Here is a 19,787-nt window from a genome sequence, read left to right as displayed (position 1 = left end):
TCGCGGATAAATGACAGCGAGATGACAGCAGCGCGAACTGCCGTCAGGCAGGAATCAGAGCATCAGGAAGGCGTAACCTTCGTTCTGCAGCGACGCCACGGTGGTGCCGCTCGACAGCGTGTGGGTGACGCGCGTATCGATCCAGTTGCGCTCCAGCTGATGGAAAGCCACCGACTGATCGCAAATGGTCACCTTCACGCCGGCTTTTTTCAGCTCATCAATCAGCTTGAGATTGGGGTTATCGGTGCCGTAGGTTTTGCGGAATTGCTCATTATTCAATGCCGCAGGAACCGCATCGCTGTTAATCGACACCACAAATTTCAGCTGATCGAGCGGTACGCCCGCCGCGTAATAGAGATTGGTGACGCGTGCCACGCGCTCCAGCCCAAGGTTCGGCTGACGCACATCGCCTTCATTACGGTTGATCTGGAAAACGATTTTATTGCTCAACCCTGGCGTGGTGGCCGGATTGTAGTCCGGCACATTCACAAAATGGATTTTGCCGTAACCGTCGATCGCCGGCGTGCTCCAGAAATCCGCCGGTTCACTTTTCTTGTCAGCAAATTTGTCGCTGACCTTGTCGACCAAATCGGGGAGCTGTAATACATTGCCGCCGACAAACCCTGCCAGAGCCGCAATAACGATATAGGATGCTGGACGCATTTCACTTCTCCTGTGCCTGAAATTTACATCTGTAAGAGTGCATAACCCTGATTTTCCAGCGTCGACACGGTAGTCGGGCTGGAGAGTGCATGAATCACCGATGGGTCAATCCACTCTCTCGGGAAGTGATGGAACGCCACCGACTGATCGCATACGGAAACCTTCACGCCCAACTTATTCAGTGCGCCGATCAGCGCCAGATTGGGGTTGTCCGCCTGGTAGAACTGCTGGAAATGTGCGTTATCCAGCATCGCAGGCGTGGCATCACCGGTGACCGATACCACAAAGTGCAGGTCGTCAGCGGGCACGCCCGAAGCGATATAGAGATTGACCACGCGCGCTACGCGCTCCAGTCCAAGATTTGGCCGCGTCATCTCCCCTTCACTGCGGGTAATTTGAAACACCACTTTGTTGCTTAAACCGACCACCGGTTTGAAAGCCGCATCCGGTTCGTAATGGATTTTGCCGTAGCCGTCGACGGCGGGCGTGCTCCAGAAGCCGTCGGGATCGGCGGGTGCAGAGGAGAAATGGCTGACAACACGCTGATACAGGTCATCACCTTTACTCACGGTGGCGCCAACAAAGCCACCGACAATTGCGATAAGGGCGTATGAAACTACAGAACGCATAAAAACTCTCCGGCTTACACTGCGCGTCAATTCACAGTCCGTTTGAATAAAGTGCCTTATCTATACCACAGCGTGAGCAAGGCAAAAGTCCTGTAGTGACGGGCTGTCCGACGTTTTCATTGCGTGAAAAATAATTAGCAAGGTTAATTGAAAAAGGGTTTCGATTGTCGCTTTGGCAGGAGTTGATAAAAGAGTGGCCGTGAAATTGTGCGCCTAATGCAGAGAGTATAAGTTTACGTGCGTTTAAAATCCGTCCGATGATAACTGTGCAACATGCCCCGCACATCGTTTGCACGATTAAAAACACTGATGGATAAAGCGGGCCAAAACCGCTGATTTGCTGCCTCTTTTCAGAGTAAACCTGGAAAAGCTCATGCCAAATTCAATAATTTTGAGCAACTTTACGTAACTTTAACTATTGCGGGTGAAGAAGCCTGTTTATCTCGCGGCGTGCTATTCAATTTTTTGCTGCAATTTCGTCGCGCTGTAACCATTTTTTCATTTAAAGCGCATGAATCTTCATCGTTTGCTTGTCGCCGCAGTCTGGTTAAGATAGAGCGCATTACGCAAATGGAAAATAGTGCAGAACATTTGAACCACTTACCTGTCCAATTTCGGGTGACTTTTACAGGATCAAGGCATGTTTAACCGGTTGAAAAAATCAGTGCTGGCGGCCCTTATTCCTACGCTGCTGCTGACGCCTGCGCTGAGTGCGCGCGCTGACGTCAGTGATACGCTGCCCGACATGGGCACCACAGCAGGTTCAACGCTTTCGATTAATCAGGAACTGCAGATGGGCGACTTCTACGTGCGCCAGCTGCGCGCCAGTGCGCCACTGATTAACGATCCGCTGTTGAATCAATACATTAACGAGCTTGGTCAGCGACTGGTGGCGCATGCCAACTCGGTCCGCACGCCGTTCCACTTCTTTTTGATCCAGAACGACGAACTCAACGCCTTCGCCTTTTTTGGCGGCAACGTGGTGCTGCATTCATCGCTGTTCCGCTATACCGATAACGAAAGCCAGCTGGCGTCGGTGATGGCGCACGAAATCTCGCACGTCACGCAGCGCCATCTGGCGCGCGCCATGGAAGAGCAGCGACGCAATGCGCCGCTGACCTGGGTCGGCGCATTGGGATCGATTCTGCTGGCAATGGCCAGCCCGCAAGCCGGCATGGCGGCGTTGACCGGTACGCTGGCGGGTGCACAGCAAGGCATTATCAGCTTTACCCAGGGCAACGAGCAGGAAGCTGACCGCATCGGTATTCAGGTTCTGCAACGCGCTGGATTCGATCCGCAAGCGATGCCGACTTTTCTGCAGAAGCTGGCGGATCAGAGCCGCTTCTCCTCCAAGCCGCCGGAAATTTTGCTGACGCACCCGTTACCCGACAGCCGACTTGCCGATGCGCGTAACCGCGCCAACCAGATGCGTCCGGTGGTGGTGCAGTCGTCGCAGGATTTCTACATGGCGAAAGTGCGCTCGCTCGGCATGTACGCCACTGGCCGCAATCAGTTGACCGATGACCTGCTGAACGAATACGCCAAAGGCAACGTGCGCGAGCAGCAGGCGGCACAGTACGGCAAAGCGATACAGTTCCTGCAGGCCAAAAGCTTTGATAGCGCCAAACGGGTGATCGCCCCGCTGCTAGCGAAGCAGCCGGATAACGTCTGGTTCCTTGATATCATGACCGACATCGACATCGGCCTGAATCAGCCGCAGCAGGCGATCGCCATGCTCAGCAGCGCCAAAGGCAGCAGCAGCAATCCGGTATTGCAGTTGAATCTGGCTAATGCCTATGTCGAAGCAAAGCAGCCCGCCAACGCCAGCCGCATCCTCAATCGCTACACCTTTGCCCATCCAGACGATGTTAACGCCTTTGATCTGCTGGCGCAGGCCTCTGCGGCGCAGGGTTTGCGCGATGAAGAACTTTCGGCGCGCGCGGAAGGTTTGGCACTCAACGGCCAGCTCGATCAGGCGATCTCCACCTTGAGCAGCGCCAGCGCGCAGGTGCCGCTCGGCAGCCTGAAACAAGCGCGCTATGACGCACGTATCGACCAGTTCCGTGAACTGCAGAAGCGTTTTAAGGTTTATCAAAAAGGATAAGAAGATGGTCAGCATTTATCACAACCCGCGCTGCAGCAAGAGCCGCGAAACGCTGGCGCTGTTGCAGGAGCGAGGTATCGAGCCCGATGTGGTGCTTTATCTTGAGACGCCGCCCGATGTCCCCACGCTAAAACGTCTGTTGAAACAGCTCGGCATGCACAGCGCGCGCGAACTGATGCGGCGTAAAGAGGACTTGTATCAAGAGTTGGCTTTAGCGGATAGCGCGTTAAGCGAGGATCATCTGCTGCAGGCGATGGTGGATCATCCGAAACTGATCGAACGCCCGATTGTGATCAAGGGCGAACAGGCGCGTATTGGTCGTCCACCCGAAGCGGTGCTGGAGATTATCTAAAGCTCCAGCGCTTCTTTAACAAAAGGAATGGTGAGTTTGCGCTGGGCGCTGATGGAGGCGCGATCGAGACGATCCAGCGTATCAAACAGCGTGCGCATCTCACGGTCGAGGCGTTTCAACAGGAAGCGCCCGACATCTTCCGGCAACTCAAAACCACGCAATCCGGCACGCAGCTGCATCGCCTGTAATTTGTCGTCATCAGAAAGCGGCTGCAAACGGTAAATCTGTCCCCAGTCGAGACGTGAAGCCAGATCCGGTAAGCCAAGATTGAGCTGGCGCGGCGGTCGATCGCCGGTTATCAGCAAACGCGTTTTACCGATTTCCAGAATGCGGTTGTAGAGATCAAAGATCGCCATTTCCCACTCCGGATCGCCCGCGATGCACTCGATATTATCAATGCACACCAGCGCCAGATTCTCCATGCCTTCCAGTACTTCCGGCACAAACCAGGTGCGCTTATCCAGCGGCACATAGCCCACCGCTTCGCCGCGCGCCGAGAGTTCCGCACAGGCGGCATGCAGCAGATGGCTGCGGCCACCGCCTTCGCGCGACCAGAAATAGAGATAGCTACCGTGTTGCTGAGAGAGTGCGCCTTGCAGCGCCGCCAGCAGAGACGTGTTTTCCCCCGGCCAGAAACTGGCGAAGGTTTCATCATCGGGTAAATAGAGTGGCAATGAGAGCTGTGCCGGCGTGTTCAGAAGTACCTCAACGGATGAGCGGGCAGAAAACCGCGCAAGTTTATCACGATCTTTGCCGGAGATGAACCGGGCTTCCCTGCCCGGCTTGCAGCCTTAACTTTCGCGCTTCTCTTCAGCGTCCAACACCACTTCTTCCGGGCGCAATACGCTGATTAAACGGAAGATCAGCGCAAGACCCACGCCTACAATAGTCGCCAACGCCATGCCTTTCAGCTCGGCCGCGCCGATATGCACTTTGGCACCGCTCACGCCGATGATCAGGATCACCGAGGTCAGGATCAGGTTCTGCGCTTTGTTGTAATCCACCTTAGATTCGATCAGCACACGAATACCGGAGGCGCCAATTACGCCGTACAGCAGCAGCGATACGCCGCCCATCACCGGCACGGGAACCGCCTGAATCGCCGCCGCCAGCTTGCCAACGCACGAGAGCAGAATGGCAAAAATCGCCGCGCCGCCAATTACCCAGGTGCTGTACACACGGGTAATCGCCATTACGCCGATGTTCTCGCCGTAAGTGGTGTTCGGCGTGGAGCCGAAGAAACCGGAGATCATGGTGGATAAACCGTTGGCGAACATTGAGCGGTGCAGGCCCGGATCGCGGATCAGATCTTTCTTCACGATATTCGCGGTGACCACCAAGTGACCCACGTGCTCGGCAATTACCACCAGCGCGGCTGGCAGAATGGTCAGCATCGCCACCCACTCAAAACGCGGCGTATAGAAGGTTGGCAGCGCAAACCACGGCGCATTTTCCACCGCGGTCCAGTCCACAATGCCCATCGCGTATGAGAGCGCATAGCCGACCAACACGCCGACTAAAATCGGGATGATGGCGAGGAAACCACGGAACAGCACCGAACCAAACACCGTAACCGCCAGCGTCACCATCGAGATGATCACGGTTTTGCTGTCTGGCGATGCGCCGTCAGCAGGCAGCAAACCGGCCATATTCGCCGCCACGCCCGCCAGTTCCAGACCGATAACCGCGACAATCGCGCCCATCGCTGCCGGTGGGAACATCACGTCCAGCCAGCCGGTACCGGCTTTCTTGACGATCAGCGCCACAATGCAGAATAGCAAACCGCAGAGAATAAAACCGCCCAGCGCCACTTCATAACCCAGCGGCAACAGCAGCAGCACCGGCGAAATAAAGGCAAAGCTTGAACCGAGATAAGCCGGGATTTTGCCTTTACAGATAAACAGATAGAGCAGCGTTCCGACGCCGTTAAACAGCAATACCGTGGCCGGGTTGATGTGGAACAGAATCGGCACCAGCACGGTTGCGCCGAACATGGCGAACAGATGCTGCAAGCTGAGTGGAATGGTTTGTAACAGCGGTGGGCGTTCGCTCACACCAATAGCGCGACGAGTCATTATTATCCCCTATCCTCTTCGTTCTTCGAGCCATGGCTGCGTTGGCTCGAATAACTCGAGGATGACAATGTTGTGTTTTTGCCAAAAAAAAGCCGACTCTCTGGCCGGCTGGTTTCTTTTATTTGGTTCCGAAAATCTTGTCGCCTGCATCTCCCAAGCCTGGAATAATGTAGCCCTTCTCGTTCAATCCCTGATCGATAGATGCGGTGTAGAGCTCCACATCCGGATGCGCTTTCTCCAGCGCGGCAATACCTTCAGGTGCGGCCACCAGCACCAGCACTTTGATGCTGGTGCAACCGGCTTTCTTCAGCAGATCGATAGTAGCGATCATCGAACCGCCGGTTGCCAGCATCGGGTCGACCACCAGCGCCAGGCGCTCTTCAATGTTCGAAACCAGCTTCTGGAAATAAGGTACCGGCTCCAGCGTCTCTTCATCACGATACACGCCAACCACGCTGATACGCGCGCTTGGCACGTGCTCGAGCACGCCTTCCATCATGCCGAGGCCAGCACGCAGAATCGGAACCACCGTGATTTTTTTACCTTTGATCTGATCGATTTCAACCGGACCATTCCAGCCTTCGATGGTGACGCGCTCGGTTTCCAGATCGGCGGTGGCTTCATAGGTCAGCAAGCTGCCCACTTCCGAGGCCAGCTCGCGGAAACGCTTGGTGCTGATATCATGCTCACGCATCAGGCCCAGTTTATGTTTGACCAGCGGGTGTTTGACTTCCACGATCTTCATGATTGTTCTCCCGGAATTGAGTTGAGCTAAAAAAAATCGCCGGATTATACCGCCTTTTCGCCGCTGCGCCACATGTCATCGGTCAATAGCCTGCTTACTCTAAGGATTGGCGAAAATCTGAGGCGATGCAAAGGCAGCATGAGATGGGACTCGCAAACGTTTGCCTGCGCTGTTAGAATTGCCGCGCTTAATTTTTGCCACCAACCGCAACTCGCGTGGGGATTCCGCAGTGACCGACAAAACCTCTCTCAGCTACAAAGACGCCGGTGTTGATATTGATGCTGGTAACGATCTGGTTGACCGTATTAAAGGCGTAGTGAAAAAAACCCGCCGCCCGGAAGTGATGGGTGGATTGGGCGGATTCGGCGCGCTCTGTGCGCTGCCGCAGAAGTACCGCGAGCCGGTGCTGGTCTCCGGAACCGATGGCGTCGGCACCAAGCTGCGTCTGGCGATGGATCTCAAACGCCACGACAGCATCGGCATTGATCTGGTCGCGATGTGTGTGAACGACCTGATTGTTCAGGGTGCTGAGCCGCTGTTCTTCCTCGATTATTACGCGACCGGCAAGCTGGATGTGGATACCGCGTCATCGGTGATCACCGGCATCGCCGAAGGTTGCTTGCAGTCGGGTTGTGCGCTGGTCGGCGGTGAAACCGCTGAAATGCCGGGCATGTACCACGGCGAAGATTACGACGTGGCGGGTTTCTGCGTTGGCGTGGTGGAAAAATCAGAGATCATTGACGGTTCGAAAGTGCAGGACGGCGACGTGCTGATAGCGCTGGGTTCCAGCGGCCCACACTCGAACGGTTATTCACTGGTGCGCAAGATTCTTGAAGTCAGCCAGACCGATCCGGCCACCAAACAGCTGGATGGCAAATCACTGGCCGATCACCTGCTGGCGCCAACCCGCATCTATGTGAAAAACATCCTTAGCCTGATCGAACAGGTTGATGTGCATGCGATTTCGCATCTGACCGGCGGCGGCTTCTGGGAAAACATCCCGCGCGTGCTGCCAGACAACACCCAGGCGGTGCTGGAAGAGAGCAGCTGGCAGTGGCCGTCTGTGTTCAGCTGGTTGCAGCAGGCGGGCAACGTCAGCCGCCACGAAATGTACCGCACCTTTAACTGCGGCGTGGGCATGGTGATTGCGCTGAGCCCGGCAGAAGCCGATAAAGCGGTACAGCTGATGACCGACGCGGGCGAAAAAGCGTGGAAAATCGGTGTGATTAAAGCGTCTGATTCCGAAGAGCGTGTGGTTATCAACCCATGAAAAAACTGGTTGTACTGATCTCCGGCAACGGAAGCAATCTTCAGTCCATCCTTGACGCCTGCGCAAGCGGGCGTATCAACGGCAGCGTCGCTGCCGTTTTCAGTAATAAAGCCAGCGCCTATGGTTTAACCCGCGCGCGGGAAGCCAACGTCCCGCCGCATGCGTTAGCCGCCAGTGATTTTGCCGACCGCGAAGCCTTTGATCGCCAGCTGATGCAGGAGATTGATGCTTACGCGCCGGATCTGGTGGTGCTGGCCGGTTATATGCGCATCCTCAGCAGCGCTTTTGTCGCGCACTATCACGATCGTCTGGTGAATATTCATCCGTCGTTGTTGCCGAAATATCCGGGCTTGCACACGCATCGTCAGGCGCTGGAAAACGGCGACGAGGAGCATGGCACCTCAGTGCATTTTGTCACTGACGAGCTGGATGGCGGACCCATTATTTTGCAAGCTCGTGTGCCGGTGTTTGCTGGCGACAGCGAAGACGAGATCAGCGCGCGCGTGCAGCATCAGGAACACGCGATCTATCCGCTGGTGATCAGCTGGTTTGTTGATGGGCGTTTGCAGATGCGTGAAGGTAAAGCGTGGCTGGATGGTCAGCCGTTGCCGCCACAAGGATATGCACACGACTAACGTAGGGTCGCCATTCATGGCGACCGTCATCACGTCCGCACCATCAACCAAACCGTCCCGTAATGTAATCTTCGGTGCGTCGCGCTTTTGGCGAGGTGAAGATGCGATCGGTTTCGTCAAACTCCACCAACTGTCCGTTATGCATAAACGCGGTGTAATCTGACACGCGTGCCGCCTGCTGCATATTGTGCGTCACCAGCACCAGCGTGAAATGCTGCTTCAGCGTGGTCATCAACTCCTCGATCACCAGCGTTGAGATCGGATCAAGTGCCGAAGTGGGCTCATCCAGCAGTAACACTTCCGGCTCGATGGCAATGGCGCGCGCAATCACCAAACGCTGCTGCTGGCCGTTAGAGAGCGTTAACGCGTTCTGCCCCAGCTGATCTTTCACTTCGCCCCACAACGCCGCCGCACGCAGCGCACGCTCACAGGCTTCATTCAGCACGCGACGATCGCGCACGCCCTGCAAGCGCAGGCCGTAAACCACATTTTCGTAGATCGATTTAGGAAACGGATTCGGCCGCTGGAACACCATGCCAATGCGGCGACGCAGCGCGGGAAGATCCTGATTCGCCTGCATCACCGCGTAATCATCGAGCAGAATCTCGCCTTCAATGCGGCAGCGATCGATCACATCATTCATGCGATTGAAGCAGCGCAGCAGCGTCGATTTACCGCAGCCGGAAGGACCAATCAACGCCGTGATGCGGTTCTTCGGGATCTGCAGATCAATGTTATTCAGCGCCTGGCGTTCGCCATACCACAGCGACAGCTGATTAACGCTAAGGGCAATGTCGTAATCGGGCGTCATCAGAAACCTTTTTAGTGCGTCATAATCCGGTAACGCTCACGCAGCCGATGGCGCAACGCCATCGCCAGCAGATTGAGCGACAGGATGATCACCACCAGCAGCAAAGCGGTGGCGTAAACCAGCGGTCGATCAGCATCGATGTTAGGGCTCTGGAACGCCAAATCGTAGATCTGAAAACCGAGGTGCATGAATTTGCGATCGAGGTGCAGATAAGGGAACACCGCATCAACCGGCAGCTCCGGAACCATCTTCACCACGCCCACCAGCATCAGCGGCGCGGTTTCTCCGGCCGCACGCGCCACCGCCAGAATCAAGCCGGTGAGCATGGCCGGTACCGCCAGCGGCAGCACCACGCGCCACAGCGTTTCCGCCTGCGTTGCGCCCAGCGCTAGCGATCCCTGACGCAGATTATCCGGAATGCGCGACAATCCCTCTTCGGTGGCAACGATCACCACCGGCAGCGTCAGCAGCGCCAGCGTCAGCGCGGCCCACAGCAAGCCCGGCGTACCAAAAGTAGGATTGGGTAAGGCGCTGGAGAAAAACAGCTGGTCGAGGGTGCCGCCAATCAGCCACACAAAGAAACCGAGGCCAAACACGCCGTAGACAATTGACGGCACGCCCGCAAGATTCACCACCGCGATGCGCACCAGCCGCGTCAGTGCATTGCGTCCGGCGTATTCGTGTAGCCATACCGCCGCGATGACGCCGAGCGGCATGACGATGATCGACATCAACAGCACCATCAGCACGGTGCCAAAAATTGCCGGAAAAGCCCCGCTCTCGCCGCCACCGGAAGTCGGTGAATCGCTGACGAATTGCCAAATCTGACCGAAGAAGTGCAGCGTTTTGTTGGTTAAGGTCATGGCATTCGGATACCACGCATCCACCACCTGCGCCAATGGGATGGTGTGATCCACGCCGTTCACATCGCGCAGCACCAGCGTATCGCGCTGACTTTCGTGCTGCAGATGAGTTAACTGCTGCGCCAGCGCGTTAAAGCGGCGCTGTAACGCCGTGCGATTGGCATCAAACTCAGACTGCACTTCCAGGCTGAAGCGGCCGTTACGCTGCTGCTCATCGGCCTGCTGCTGCAGGCTTTCCAGCTGTGCATTAAGGCGCGCCATCTCAATGCGGCGGATGTTACTCGCCTGGCGCAGCTGCTCATGTACCTGCTGCAAACGCTGATGCAGCAAAGCATCGCGGCTCTGAGCGGTCATTACTTCGTTATCCTGGCGCAGCTCCACCAGCCAGCCATAAGCATTGCCGCCGTTGCGGCGCTGCAGCACCAACACATCAGCAGGACGACGGGTTTTCGCCTCGCCCTGACTGTAAAGCACGCGAAAATCCGGCGCGGCAAAGTCACGGTTGCCGGTTTTCACCACGTAGCGCCACTGTTCGCCCTGCTGCTGCTTTTGCAAGGTTTCGCCCAGCACCATCACCGCGCTGCCTTCAGGCGGCTGGAACTGATATTGATCGACCGGCTGCGGCCAGAAGGCGCGCATGCCTTGCCAGCCGAGCAAACCAATCAGCAAGGTGAACGCCAGCAGGCAAACCGCGACGGCCCCAGCGGTAAGCCAGCGCCAGCGATCGTTTTGTTTCATCGCCGTCATCCGTGGCCCTCGTGCTGGCTGTAGCGTTGGCGCAGGCGCTGACGAATCAACTCGGCGATGGTGTTGATCACCAACGTGAAGATCAACAGCAACAACGCACTGAGGAACAGAATGCGGTAATGAGCACTGCCCGCGGCGGCTTCGGGCATCTCAATGGCAATGTTGGCGGAGAGCGCACGCAGACCAGCAAATAAACCGCCTTCGCTAACCGGCGTGTTGCCGGTGGCCATCAGCACAATCATCGTCTCGCCGACGGCGCGGCCAAAGCCAATCATCAAGGCGGCGAAGATGCCCGCCGAGGCGCCCGGCAGCACCACGCGCGTCAGGGTTTGCCACGGCGTGGCGCCCAGCGCCAGCGAGCCCTGACCCAGCGCGCCCGGCACGCTGAATAGCGCATCTTCCGATAAGGTGAAAATCAGCGGCACCAGCGCAAAACCCATCGCCAGCGCGGCCACCAACAGATTGCGCTGTTCGTAATGGGCTAAACGCTCGCCAATCTCCGGCCAGAACAGCGTCGGCAGCCACAGCGTCAGCAACGTCACCACTAACAATAGCGGCAGCAGCAGAATCACTTCAAAGCCGGGACGTCGCCAGCTGGCCGGCAAACGCGGACTCAGCACGCCGCACAATAATAAGGTCGCGGCCAACACCGGCGGCAGTAGCAGCACGCCAACCAGCGCGGTGCTGATGTGCGGTGCCAGCCACACGCCAGCGATTAAACCAATCACCACGCTGGGCAGCGCGCCCATCATTTCGATCGCCGGTTTCACCCAGCGACGTAAACCCGGCGACATAAACCAGGCGGTATACATTGCGGCGGCCAGCGCCAGCGGCGTGGCAAACAGCAGCGCCAGACTGGCGGCTTTCAGCGTGCCCAGTACCAGCGGCATCAGGCTGAACTTAGCTTGATAGCTGTCGCCCGCCGCGGTGGATTGCCATACCCAATCGGCCTGCGGATAGTTTTCGTACCAGATTTTTTGCCACAGATTGCGCCAGGTGAAGTCCGGCCACGGGTTATCTAGCGCAAACTGTTGCCATTCCCCGGCGCGTTCAATGATCAAGGCATCACCGTGCGGCGCGAAGGCCAGTGCCTGAATGCCCGGTGCCAGCTGACGCGTTAAAATCGCGCCCTGCTGCTTGCTGGCGAACAGCTGAACCGTGCCCTGCGCATCGTAAGTGGCAAACACGCGGCGCTGCGACTCCGGCGTTATTCCGCGTACCTGCTGGCTACCGTTGAAGGTGTGAATCTGTTGTAAGCGCGGCCCATTATTACTGGCGATAGCGAACCATTGCTGCACGCCCTGCGCATCCTGAATCAGCAAGGTGCGTCCACCGGCCAGCATATGCAGGCTTTGCGGCGGCAGATTGAGGGTTTGCGTTTCACGTAACTGTGCGCCATCAGATGTGATTTGCCACACGCGCAGCAAACGCCCGCTGCTGGCGTAAAGCAAAGAGCCATCCGGTGATAGCAGCAGATGATCGGCCTGCTGCTGCGGCAACAGGATCTGATTCACTTTTTGCTGATTTTCCAGCGTCAGCAGGCTGATGCCAGCTGCGGTTTGCGCCGCGATCAACCATTGATGGTCGTTGAGCGACGTCAGCGCCATATTACTGACCGGGCCTTGCGGTAAGCGCAGTGGACGATCGCCGAGCGGGAAGCCCCATTCGCCGCTGCCGTTGCGGATAACCGGTTGCATTAACAGCAGTTCGCCCTGCATATTGAGCAGCACGCTGCGGTTATCAAAGCTTGCGATCGCCGCATCGGGTTTGCCATTCAGCGCCAGTGCGGGAGCGGCAGGTTGACCATCAAGCGGAATAAAGCGCGCTTCGTTGCGGCTGATGCGCCAGCCTAAATGGCCGTCGCTGCCCATCGCCAGCATTGGGGCTTTGTCCCACAGCTGAATATTGGTGGTGGCATGCATTCCCGGCGCGCTAAACAGCGGCAACACCACCCAGATCAACCAGAAGAACAGCAGTAACATCAGCAGCAAAATTCCCACGCCGCAAGCTGTGACGACGCGGCGCACTAAATTATCAGTGGCGCGTCGACGACGGTCGCTAAAGTGGACGGGAATACGATTTATGCTCATGCAGGCCAGGTTACCGGTGGAAACAAGTCGCTATGTTGCCCGTAGCTGATTGATAAGACAACCTTTGACGTTGGACAAGCCTGCCATACTCTCGCCATAATGGTGACGGACACTGAGCGGTAACGCATTTTTGTGCATTTTCCGCCGGACATTCCGTCCAGCATCAGCATCTCGGAGTCAGAATGGGTCAGGATAAGCTGTATATAGAAAAAGAATTAAGCTGGTTAAGCTTCAATGAACGTGTGTTACAGGAAGCCTCGGATAAAAGTAATCCGCTGATTGAGCGCATGCGCTTCCTGGGGATTTACTCCAATAACCTCGAAGAGTTCTATAAAGTGCGCTTTGCCGATCTCAAGCGGCGGATTCTGATCAGCGAAGAGCAAGGCAAACCGACCTCTTTGCGGCATCTGTTAAAGAAAATTCAGCTGCGGGTGCAGAAGTCGGATCAGGAGTTTGATGCGCTCTATAACGATCTACTGCTGGAAATGGCGCGTAATCAGATCTTCCTGATTAACGAACGCCAGCTGTCACCGAATCAGCAAGAGTGGCTGCGCTACTACTTCAAACATCAATTACGTCAGCACGTCACGCCGATTCTGATTAACCATGACACCGATCTGATCGAATTCCTGAAAGACGATTACACCTATCTGGCGGTGGAGATCATTCGCGGCGACGATATTCGTTATGCGCTGCTGGAGATCCCGTCAGATAAAGTGCCGCGCTTTATTAACTTGCCGGCTGAGTCGCCACGTCGCCGCAAGCCAATGATTCTGCTGGATAACATCCTGCGCTATTGCCTTGATGAAATTTTCAAAGGCTTCTTCGATTACGATACGCTAAATGCCTATTCAATGAAGATGACGCGCGACGCCGAATACGATCTGGTTACAGAGATGGAATCGAGCCTGCTGGAGCTGATGTCGTCGAGCCTGAAGCAGCGTCTCAATGCCGAGCCGGTCCGTTTTGTTTATCAGCGCGATATGCCGGATGCAATGGTGGAAATGCTGCGCCATAAGCTGTCGATTTCGAACTACGATTCGATTGTGCCCGGCGGCCGCTACCATAACTTCAAAGATTTCATCGGCTTCCCTAACGTTGGTAAAAGCAATCTGGAAAACCGTCCGCTGCCGCAAATTCGCCACATCGGCTTTGACGGCTTCCGCAACGGTTTCGACGCCATCCGCAATCGCGATGTGCTGCTCTACTATCCGTATCACACCTTTGAGCATGTGCTGGAGCTGCTGCGTCAGGCCTCGTTCGACCCGAACGTGCTGGCAATTAAGATCAATATTTATCGCGTAGCGAAAAACTCGCGCATCATGGATGCGATGATTCACGCCGCCTATAACGGCAAGAAAGTCACGGTGGTGGTGGAACTGCAGGCGCGCTTCGATGAAGAGGCCAACATCCGCTGGGCGAAACGCCTGACCGAAGCGGGCGTGCATGTGATCTTCTCCGCGCCGGGTCTGAAAATTCACGCCAAGCTGTTCCTGATTTCGCGCCGTGAAGGCGAAGAAGTGGTGCGTTATGCGCATATCGGTACCGGGAACTTCAACGAAAAAACCGCGCGCATTTATACTGACTATTCATTGCTGACCGCCGATGCGCGCATCACCAATGAAGTGCGTCGCGTGTTCAACTTCATTGAGAATCCGTATCGTCCGGTCACCTTCGAGCATTTGCTGGTGTCACCGCAGAACTCGCGTGACGTGCTGTATAAGTTCATTGATGCCGAGATCGCCAACGCGCAGCAAGGCAATCCTGCTGGCATTACGTTGAAGATCAACAACCTGGTGGATAATGGTTTAGTTGATCGACTTTACGCCGCCTCGTCGGCAGGCGTGAAAGTGAATCTGCTGGTGCGCGGCATGTGTTCGCTGATTCCTGATTTACCGGGCATCAGTGAAAATATTCGTATTACCAGCATCGTTGACCGCTATCTCGAACACGACCGCGTCTATATTTTTGAGAACGGCGGCGAGAAAAAGGTGTTCCTCTCTTCCGCGGACTGGATGACGCGTAACATAGACCACCGCATTGAAGTAGCCGTGGCGATTCTTGATCCCCGCGTGAAGCAGCGCATATTGGACATCATCGCCATTCTGTTTAGTGATACGGTGAAAGCCCGCATCGTCGATAAAGAGCTGAGTAATCGTTATGTGCCGCGCGGCAACCGTAAAAAGGTGCGTTCGCAGCTGGCCATTTATGACTACATCAAGAAACTGGAACAACCCGAATAACACCTATGCCAATCTCACATAAAAGTACGCCGAAACCTCAGGAATTCGCGGCAATCGACCTCGGCTCGAACAGCTTCCATATGGTCATTGCCCGCGTGGTGGATGGCGCTTTGCAAGTGCTGGGACGCCTGAAACAGCGCGTGCATCTGGCCGATGGCCTGGATGCGCACAATCGCCTGAGCGAAGAAGCGATTGAGCGCGGGCTGAGCTGTCTGGCGTTGTTCGCCGAACGTTTGCAGGGCTTCAGTTCCGCCAACGTGACGATCGTCGGCACGCACACGCTGCGTATCGCCAGCAATGCGGAAGAGTTTCTGCAGCGCGCGGCCGAGGTGATTCCCTATCCGATCGAGGTGATCTCCGGCAACGAAGAAGCGCGTCTGATTTTTATGGGCGTGGAGCACACGCAGCCGGAAAAAGGCCGCAAGCTGGTGATCGATATCGGCGGCGGCTCCACCGAACTAGTGATTGGGGAAGACTTTGAGCCGCAGCTGGTAGAGAGCCGCCGCATGGGCTGCGTCAGCTTCGCCAATCTCTTCTTCCCCAAAGGCGAAATTACGCCAGAAAACTTCCGCCGCGCGCGCCTCTCCGCTGCGCAAAAGCTGGAAACCATGGCGTGGCAATATCGTTTGCATGGCTGGCAATATGCGCTGGGTGCGTCGGGCTCCATTAAAGCGGCCTGCGAAGTGCTGCTGGCGATGGGCGAAAAAGAGAAGCTGATTACGCCAGAAACGCTGGAATTGCTGACCAGCGAAGTGCTGAAGCATAAGTCGTTTAATGCGCTGAGCCTGCCGGGCTTGTCGGAAGAGCGTAAGGCGGTATTTGTACCGGGCTTAGCAATTTTGTGTGGCGTGTTTGATGCGTTAGCGATTCGCGAGCTGCGTCTTTCTGACGGCGCACTGCGTGAAGGCGTGCTGTATGAGATGGAAGGCCGTTTCCGTCATCAGGACATTCGCAGCCGCACCGCGCAAAGTCTGGCAAATCACTATGCGATTGATAGCGATCAGGCGCGCCGTGTGCTGGAAACCACCGAGAAGCTCTATTTGCAGTGGCAGGAGCAGAATCCCAAGCAAGCTAATCCACAACTGTCGGCGCTGCTGAAATGGGCCGCGCTGCTGCATGAAGTGGGATTGACCATCAATCACAGCGGTATGCAGCGCCATTCGGCTTACATCCTGCAGAACTCCAACATGCCGGGCTTTAATCAGGATCAACAGATGCTGTTGGCCACGCTGGTACGTTATCACCGCAAAGCGGTGAAGCAGGATGAGATGCCGCGTTTCACCTTGTTTAAAAAGAAACAGTTTCTGCCGATGGTATTCCTGCTGCGTCTCGGCACGCTGCTGAATAATCAGCGCCAGGCGACCACCAAACCGGATTCGCTCAAGCTCAGCACCGACGACGGCCACTGGACGTTGACCTTCCCTGCCGGCTTCCTGAGCCAAAATACGCTGGTGCAGCTGGATCTGGAGCGCGAGCAAGCGTACTGGAATGATGTCACCGGCTGGAAACTGATGCTGGAAGAAGAGGAGTAAAGCGGGCAACTGGCCCGCAATCTGGTTATGACGACACGCCCCGATAACTATTACGCTGAAAAATACGGTCTCACGCCGACCCATTCTGAAGTGCTGGCGGCCCTGCCGCATCTTGAGGTGGGGAAAGCGCTGGATTTGGGCTGCGGCCAGGGCCGCAATAGCCTGTTTCTCAATCAGCATGGCTTTGACGTGACGGCCTGGGACAGCAATCCCGCCAGTCTGGAGCGCCTGAACAGCATCATTGCGGAAGAGAATCTGCAGAACATTCACACCGAGCTGTGCGATCTGAATAGCGTGCGCTTCAACGGCGCCTATCAGTTTGTGCTGTCGACCGTGGTGATGATGTTCCTGCAGCCGGCAACAATTCCGCAGCTGATTGCCGATATGCAGGCCAGCACGCGTAAATATGGCTACAACCTGATTGTGGCGGCGATGGATACCGATGATTATCCCAATACGCAAAACTTCCCGTTTGCGTTTAAATCCGGTGAACTCAGCCACTATTACCGCAACTGGCATATTGTGAAATACAACGAAGAGGTCGGTGAGCTGCATCGTCGTGATGAAAACGGTAACCGCATTAAAACCCGTTTCGCCACGCTACTGGCGCAGAAAGCCAGTTACTGAATTAACGGCCGCTTTGTGCGGCCGTTCGATTGTCTGATGTCGATCAGTGCACTGAACCTTTTTTGCTCATTTTTCACACAGCGATTGCTTTAGCGATCTAAGTGTGACTAAATATTGCCTCCGCCCATCGGGCATTTACAGGAACCACCCCGCGTGAACAGCGCTATCTCTGCACGAAGACGTCCCAAAACTGGCACCATGACCCGCATTGTTTTACTGGTCAGCTTCTTAATTTTGTTTGGCCGCCTGCTTTTCATCATTCCCGGTGCCATCGAGCATCATCAGCAAAAGAAAGCCATCCCTGAACCGGTCACGCTGAGCACCAGTGATTCGCGCTAAATAATTTGCGGGTCGTCTGTCGCTGCTAAACATTGTCCTTTGAGACAATGCTGCTTTTTACGTCCTGTTACCCGCAACGCGCTACACTGTGAGCTGACTTTACAGACACAAGGAACGCGTTATGTCTGCTTCGCATTCACAAAAATTAGCTGAAACCCGCCATCACATCCTTAACCTGCTGCTCAACGAGCATGATCTTGTTGATGTTCTGCTGGATAAATCCGTCGATCTGAATGCCGCCGAACTGCGTGATATCACCGACTGGCGTCATGAATTAGAGCTTGAGCTGCAGCAATTGCACGCCGCGGATTTAGCCGACATCCTCGAAGCCTTGCCGGAAGAAGAGCGTCAGGCGCTGTGGCGTTTAGTGCCGACGGCACAGCGCGGTCACGTTCTGGTTGAGGCTTCAGAAACCGTTTGGGCCAGCCTGACGGAAGAAATGTCTGATCGCGATATTCTGCACGCCATCGAGCCGCTGGATATCGACGATCAGGTATATCTGGCGCGCTACCTGCCGCGCGATTTAACCGGACGTTTGCTCACCACCCTTGAACCTAGCCTGCGCGCGCGACTGATGAGCGTGATCGAGCTGGATCGCGATCGCGTCGGGCAGATCATGGATTTCAATATCCTGACGGTGCGCTCTGACGTGACCTTAGCCACGGTGCAGCGCTATCTGCGTAAAGGCAAAAAAATGCCTGACGGCACCGATAAGATCTTTATCACCGACGAACAAAATCAACTGGTAGGTGAGTTAACGCTTACTGATATTCTGCTCAACAAACCGAAGATGCTGGTCGCAGAAGTGATGAATTCGCATCCCACCACGTTTCAGCTCAACGATAAAGCGGAAGACGCCGCCAGCGCGTTTGAACGTTATAACCTGATCTCCGCTGCGGTCACCGATGCTCAAGGCAAACTGATTGGCCGTATCACCATTGAAGACGTGGTCGATTTGGTGAACGAAGAGAACGAAAGCAACATCCGTAAAATGGGGGGTATCAGCCAGGGCGAAGACGTGTTTGCGCCGGTGCGCAAAGCGGTGGGCAAACGCTGGGCCTGGCTGGCGGTTAACCTGTGTACCGCATTTGTCGCTTCGCGCGTGATTGGCCTGTTTGAAGCCACCATATCGCAGCTGGTTGCGCTGGCGGCGCTGATGCCAATCGTCGCCGGCATCGGCGGCAACACCGGCAATCAAACCATTACCATGATTGTGCGTGCGCTGGCGCTGCATCAGGTTGAACCGGGTAACTTCTCGTTCCTGATCATGCGTGAACTCGGCGTGGCATTGATTAACGGCCTGTTCTGGGGCGGCATTATGGGCGGCGTCACCTGGCTGATGTACGACAACCTGCAACTCGGCGGCGTGATGATGCTGGCGATGGTGCTGAACCTGCTGTTGGCCGCGCTGATGGGCGTGCTGATTCCGTTAATCATGACCAAAATGAAACGCGATCCCGCCGTTGGCTCTAGCGTGCTGATCACCGCGATCACCGATACCGGCGGATTCTTTATCTTCCTTGGTCTGGCGACGATATTTTTGCTGCATCATTAAGGCTTTAAACAGTGTGCGTAACGTTGCAGCATCTGCTGTAAATTGAGTTGCAACGTTGCGCGCGCCAGTTCACTCAGTGCTGGATTGACCCGCGTTGAACCACGCTGATTTAACCACTCCAGCACATCGATTAAATGCCATATGGCTGTTTTTCCATCATGAATCGGACGCGGAAACTGCGGGCTATGGCTGAGCATCAGCTTGCGCATGTTCTGCCGCGAAACTCCTATCAACTCTGCGATATCCGTCAGCCCGACTAAATCTGGCGCGGCTTCAATCAGTTCCGCATCTGGCAATGCCTGAAAAACATCCTCCAACGCGCTGCGCACCGCATCCTGCGCAGTGCTGGCTTCGCGGCAGAACGTCATGCTTAATTTTCCCGCCACACCCGCGCCAATTAACGCATCAGTGCAGCCTTGCCAACCGAGCCGTTCGATCACTTCATCGATGTCGCTCTCATCATTGAGCTGAAAACGCAGCGTAAACTCAAATTCCATGTTTCACTCC

General features: G+C 55.7%; 18 protein-coding genes. 9 read left to right on the top strand and 9 right to left on the bottom strand.

Annotated features, from left to right (window positions below):
• Window positions 1-54 precede the first annotated feature (54 nt).
• Both K5Y30_RS14310 and K5Y30_RS14305 read right to left on the bottom strand, forming a co-directional pair.
• Window positions 55-663, bottom strand: coding sequence for a DsrE family protein (locus K5Y30_RS14310; RefSeq protein WP_137386267.1), 609 nt, complete (start codon window positions 661-663; stop codon window positions 55-57).
• Window positions 664-686: 23 nt separating this feature from the next.
• Window positions 687-1,292 (bottom strand): DsrE family protein, encoded by a 606-nt coding sequence (locus K5Y30_RS14305; RefSeq protein WP_101763514.1) that lies wholly within the window; start codon window positions 1,290-1,292, stop codon window positions 687-689.
• A 640-nt stretch (window positions 1,293-1,932) separates the two neighbouring features.
• Here K5Y30_RS14305 and K5Y30_RS14300 point away from each other — a divergent pair.
• Complete coding sequence (locus K5Y30_RS14300) at window positions 1,933-3,396, top strand: M48 family metallopeptidase (RefSeq protein ID WP_192233031.1); 1,464 nt, start codon at window positions 1,933-1,935, stop codon at window positions 3,394-3,396.
• A 4-nt stretch (window positions 3,397-3,400) separates the two neighbouring features.
• Window positions 3,401-3,748 (top strand): arsenate reductase (glutaredoxin), encoded by a 348-nt coding sequence (gene arsC, locus K5Y30_RS14295; protein ID WP_222211877.1) that lies wholly within the window; start codon window positions 3,401-3,403, stop codon window positions 3,746-3,748.
• On the opposite strand, the gene hda is transcribed toward arsC, so the two are convergent.
• From hda to upp, 3 genes are all read right to left on the bottom strand, one after another.
• Window positions 3,745-4,446 (bottom strand): DnaA inactivator Hda, encoded by a 702-nt coding sequence (gene hda, locus K5Y30_RS14290; protein WP_036649513.1) that lies wholly within the window; start codon window positions 4,444-4,446, stop codon window positions 3,745-3,747. The genes arsC and hda overlap by 4 nt on opposite strands.
• 93 nt (window positions 4,447-4,539) lie before the next feature.
• Complete coding sequence (gene uraA / locus K5Y30_RS14285; protein ID WP_222184482.1) at window positions 4,540-5,823, bottom strand: uracil permease; 1,284 nt, start codon at window positions 5,821-5,823, stop codon at window positions 4,540-4,542.
• Window positions 5,824-5,941: 118 nt separating this feature from the next.
• Window positions 5,942-6,568 (bottom strand): uracil phosphoribosyltransferase, encoded by a 627-nt coding sequence (upp, locus tag K5Y30_RS14280; RefSeq protein WP_008108331.1) that lies wholly within the window; start codon window positions 6,566-6,568, stop codon window positions 5,942-5,944.
• Window positions 6,569-6,797: 229 nt separating this feature from the next.
• On the opposite strand from upp, the gene purM reads away from it, so the two are divergent.
• Window positions 6,798-7,838, top strand: a complete 1,041-nt coding sequence (gene purM / locus K5Y30_RS14275; protein ID WP_008108330.1) for a phosphoribosylformylglycinamidine cyclo-ligase — start codon at window positions 6,798-6,800, stop codon at window positions 7,836-7,838.
• Entirely contained in the window at window positions 7,835-8,473 is a 639-nt protein-coding gene (gene purN / locus K5Y30_RS14270) for a phosphoribosylglycinamide formyltransferase (protein ID WP_222211876.1), read from the top strand. Before purM ends, purN begins: the two co-directional genes overlap by 4 nt.
• Window positions 8,474-8,516: 43 nt before the next feature.
• Here the strand turns inward: purN and pstB are convergent, their stop codons facing one another.
• From pstB to K5Y30_RS14255, 3 genes are read right to left on the bottom strand one after another with little or no spacing between them, the layout of a single operon-like run.
• On the bottom strand, window positions 8,517-9,284 hold the full coding sequence (pstB, locus tag K5Y30_RS14265; protein WP_222211875.1) for a phosphate ABC transporter ATP-binding protein PstB: 768 nt from the start codon (window positions 9,282-9,284) through the stop codon (window positions 8,517-8,519).
• Window positions 9,285-9,295: 11 nt separating this feature from the next.
• The gene (gene pstA, locus K5Y30_RS14260; RefSeq protein WP_222184476.1) at window positions 9,296-10,894 is read right to left on the bottom strand and encodes a phosphate ABC transporter permease PstA; all 1,599 of its coding nucleotides are present in this window, start codon (window positions 10,892-10,894) and stop codon (window positions 9,296-9,298) included.
• Complete coding sequence (locus K5Y30_RS14255; protein WP_222211873.1) at window positions 10,891-12,984, bottom strand: ABC transporter permease subunit; 2,094 nt, start codon at window positions 12,982-12,984, stop codon at window positions 10,891-10,893. The genes pstA and K5Y30_RS14255 overlap by 4 nt, the downstream gene beginning before the upstream one ends.
• Window positions 12,985-13,166: 182 nt before the next feature.
• Between K5Y30_RS14255 and ppk1 the strand changes: the two genes are divergently transcribed.
• From ppk1 to mgtE, 5 genes are all read left to right on the top strand, one after another.
• Window positions 13,167-15,227 (top strand): polyphosphate kinase 1, encoded by a 2,061-nt coding sequence (gene ppk1, locus K5Y30_RS14250; RefSeq protein WP_101763506.1) that lies wholly within the window; start codon window positions 13,167-13,169, stop codon window positions 15,225-15,227.
• Between the two features lie 5 nt (window positions 15,228-15,232).
• Window positions 15,233-16,759 (top strand): exopolyphosphatase, encoded by a 1,527-nt coding sequence (ppx, locus tag K5Y30_RS14245; RefSeq protein ID WP_101763505.1) that lies wholly within the window; start codon window positions 15,233-15,235, stop codon window positions 16,757-16,759.
• Between the two features lie 21 nt (window positions 16,760-16,780).
• Window positions 16,781-17,386 carry a tellurite resistance methyltransferase TehB gene (tehB, locus tag K5Y30_RS14240; RefSeq protein ID WP_222212166.1) on the top strand — a complete coding sequence of 202 codons (606 nt, stop codon included), beginning with the start codon at window positions 16,781-16,783 and terminating at the stop codon, window positions 17,384-17,386.
• A 153-nt stretch (window positions 17,387-17,539) separates the two neighbouring features.
• Complete coding sequence (locus K5Y30_RS14235) at window positions 17,540-17,725, top strand: YfgG family protein (protein ID WP_110866478.1); 186 nt, start codon at window positions 17,540-17,542, stop codon at window positions 17,723-17,725.
• Window positions 17,726-17,846: 121 nt separating this feature from the next.
• Window positions 17,847-19,280, top strand: coding sequence for a magnesium transporter (gene mgtE / locus K5Y30_RS14230; RefSeq protein WP_110866477.1), 1,434 nt, complete (start codon window positions 17,847-17,849; stop codon window positions 19,278-19,280).
• Here the strand turns inward: mgtE and K5Y30_RS14225 are convergent.
• The gene (locus tag K5Y30_RS14225) at window positions 19,277-19,777 is read right to left on the bottom strand and encodes an AlpA family transcriptional regulator (RefSeq protein ID WP_222211871.1); all 501 of its coding nucleotides are present in this window, start codon (window positions 19,775-19,777) and stop codon (window positions 19,277-19,279) included. The genes mgtE and K5Y30_RS14225 overlap by 4 nt on opposite strands.
• Window positions 19,778-19,787 lie beyond the last annotated feature (10 nt).

The sequence above is a fragment of the Pantoea sp. DY-5 genome (genome assembly GCF_019795955.1).
Lineage (GTDB): Bacteria > Pseudomonadota > Gammaproteobacteria > Enterobacterales > Enterobacteriaceae > Pantoea > Pantoea leporis.
This window is presented reverse-complemented; position numbering and strand designations above follow the sequence as displayed.

Bases quoted from the DNA above. Each gene is read 5' to 3' on its own strand.
- ppk1 (WP_101763506.1), top strand. From the start codon at position 13,167: ATGGGTCAGGATAAGCTGTATATAGAAAAAGAATTAAGCTGGTTAAGC.
- uraA (WP_222184482.1), bottom strand. From the start codon at position 5,823: ATGACTCGTCGCGCTATTGGTGTGAGCGAACGCCCACCGCTGTTACAA.
- K5Y30_RS14225 (WP_222211871.1), bottom strand. From the start codon at position 19,777: ATGGAATTTGAGTTTACGCTGCGTTTTCAGCTCAATGATGAGAGCGAC.
- pstA (WP_222184476.1), bottom strand. From the start codon at position 10,894: ATGACGGCGATGAAACAAAACGATCGCTGGCGCTGGCTTACCGCTGGG.
- purN (WP_222211876.1), top strand. From the start codon at position 7,835: ATGAAAAAACTGGTTGTACTGATCTCCGGCAACGGAAGCAATCTTCAG.
- K5Y30_RS14255 (WP_222211873.1), bottom strand. From the start codon at position 12,984: ATGAGCATAAATCGTATTCCCGTCCACTTTAGCGACCGTCGTCGACGC.
- upp (WP_008108331.1), bottom strand. From the start codon at position 6,568: ATGAAGATCGTGGAAGTCAAACACCCGCTGGTCAAACATAAACTGGGC.
- K5Y30_RS14300 (WP_192233031.1), top strand. From the start codon at position 1,933: ATGTTTAACCGGTTGAAAAAATCAGTGCTGGCGGCCCTTATTCCTACG.
- pstB (WP_222211875.1), bottom strand. From the start codon at position 9,284: ATGACGCCCGATTACGACATTGCCCTTAGCGTTAATCAGCTGTCGCTG.
- K5Y30_RS14310 (WP_137386267.1), bottom strand. From the start codon at position 663: ATGCGTCCAGCATCCTATATCGTTATTGCGGCTCTGGCAGGGTTTGTC.
- mgtE (WP_110866477.1), top strand. From the start codon at position 17,847: ATGTCTGCTTCGCATTCACAAAAATTAGCTGAAACCCGCCATCACATC.
- ppx (WP_101763505.1), top strand. From the start codon at position 15,233: ATGCCAATCTCACATAAAAGTACGCCGAAACCTCAGGAATTCGCGGCA.
- arsC (WP_222211877.1), top strand. From the start codon at position 3,401: ATGGTCAGCATTTATCACAACCCGCGCTGCAGCAAGAGCCGCGAAACG.
- K5Y30_RS14305 (WP_101763514.1), bottom strand. From the start codon at position 1,292: ATGCGTTCTGTAGTTTCATACGCCCTTATCGCAATTGTCGGTGGCTTT.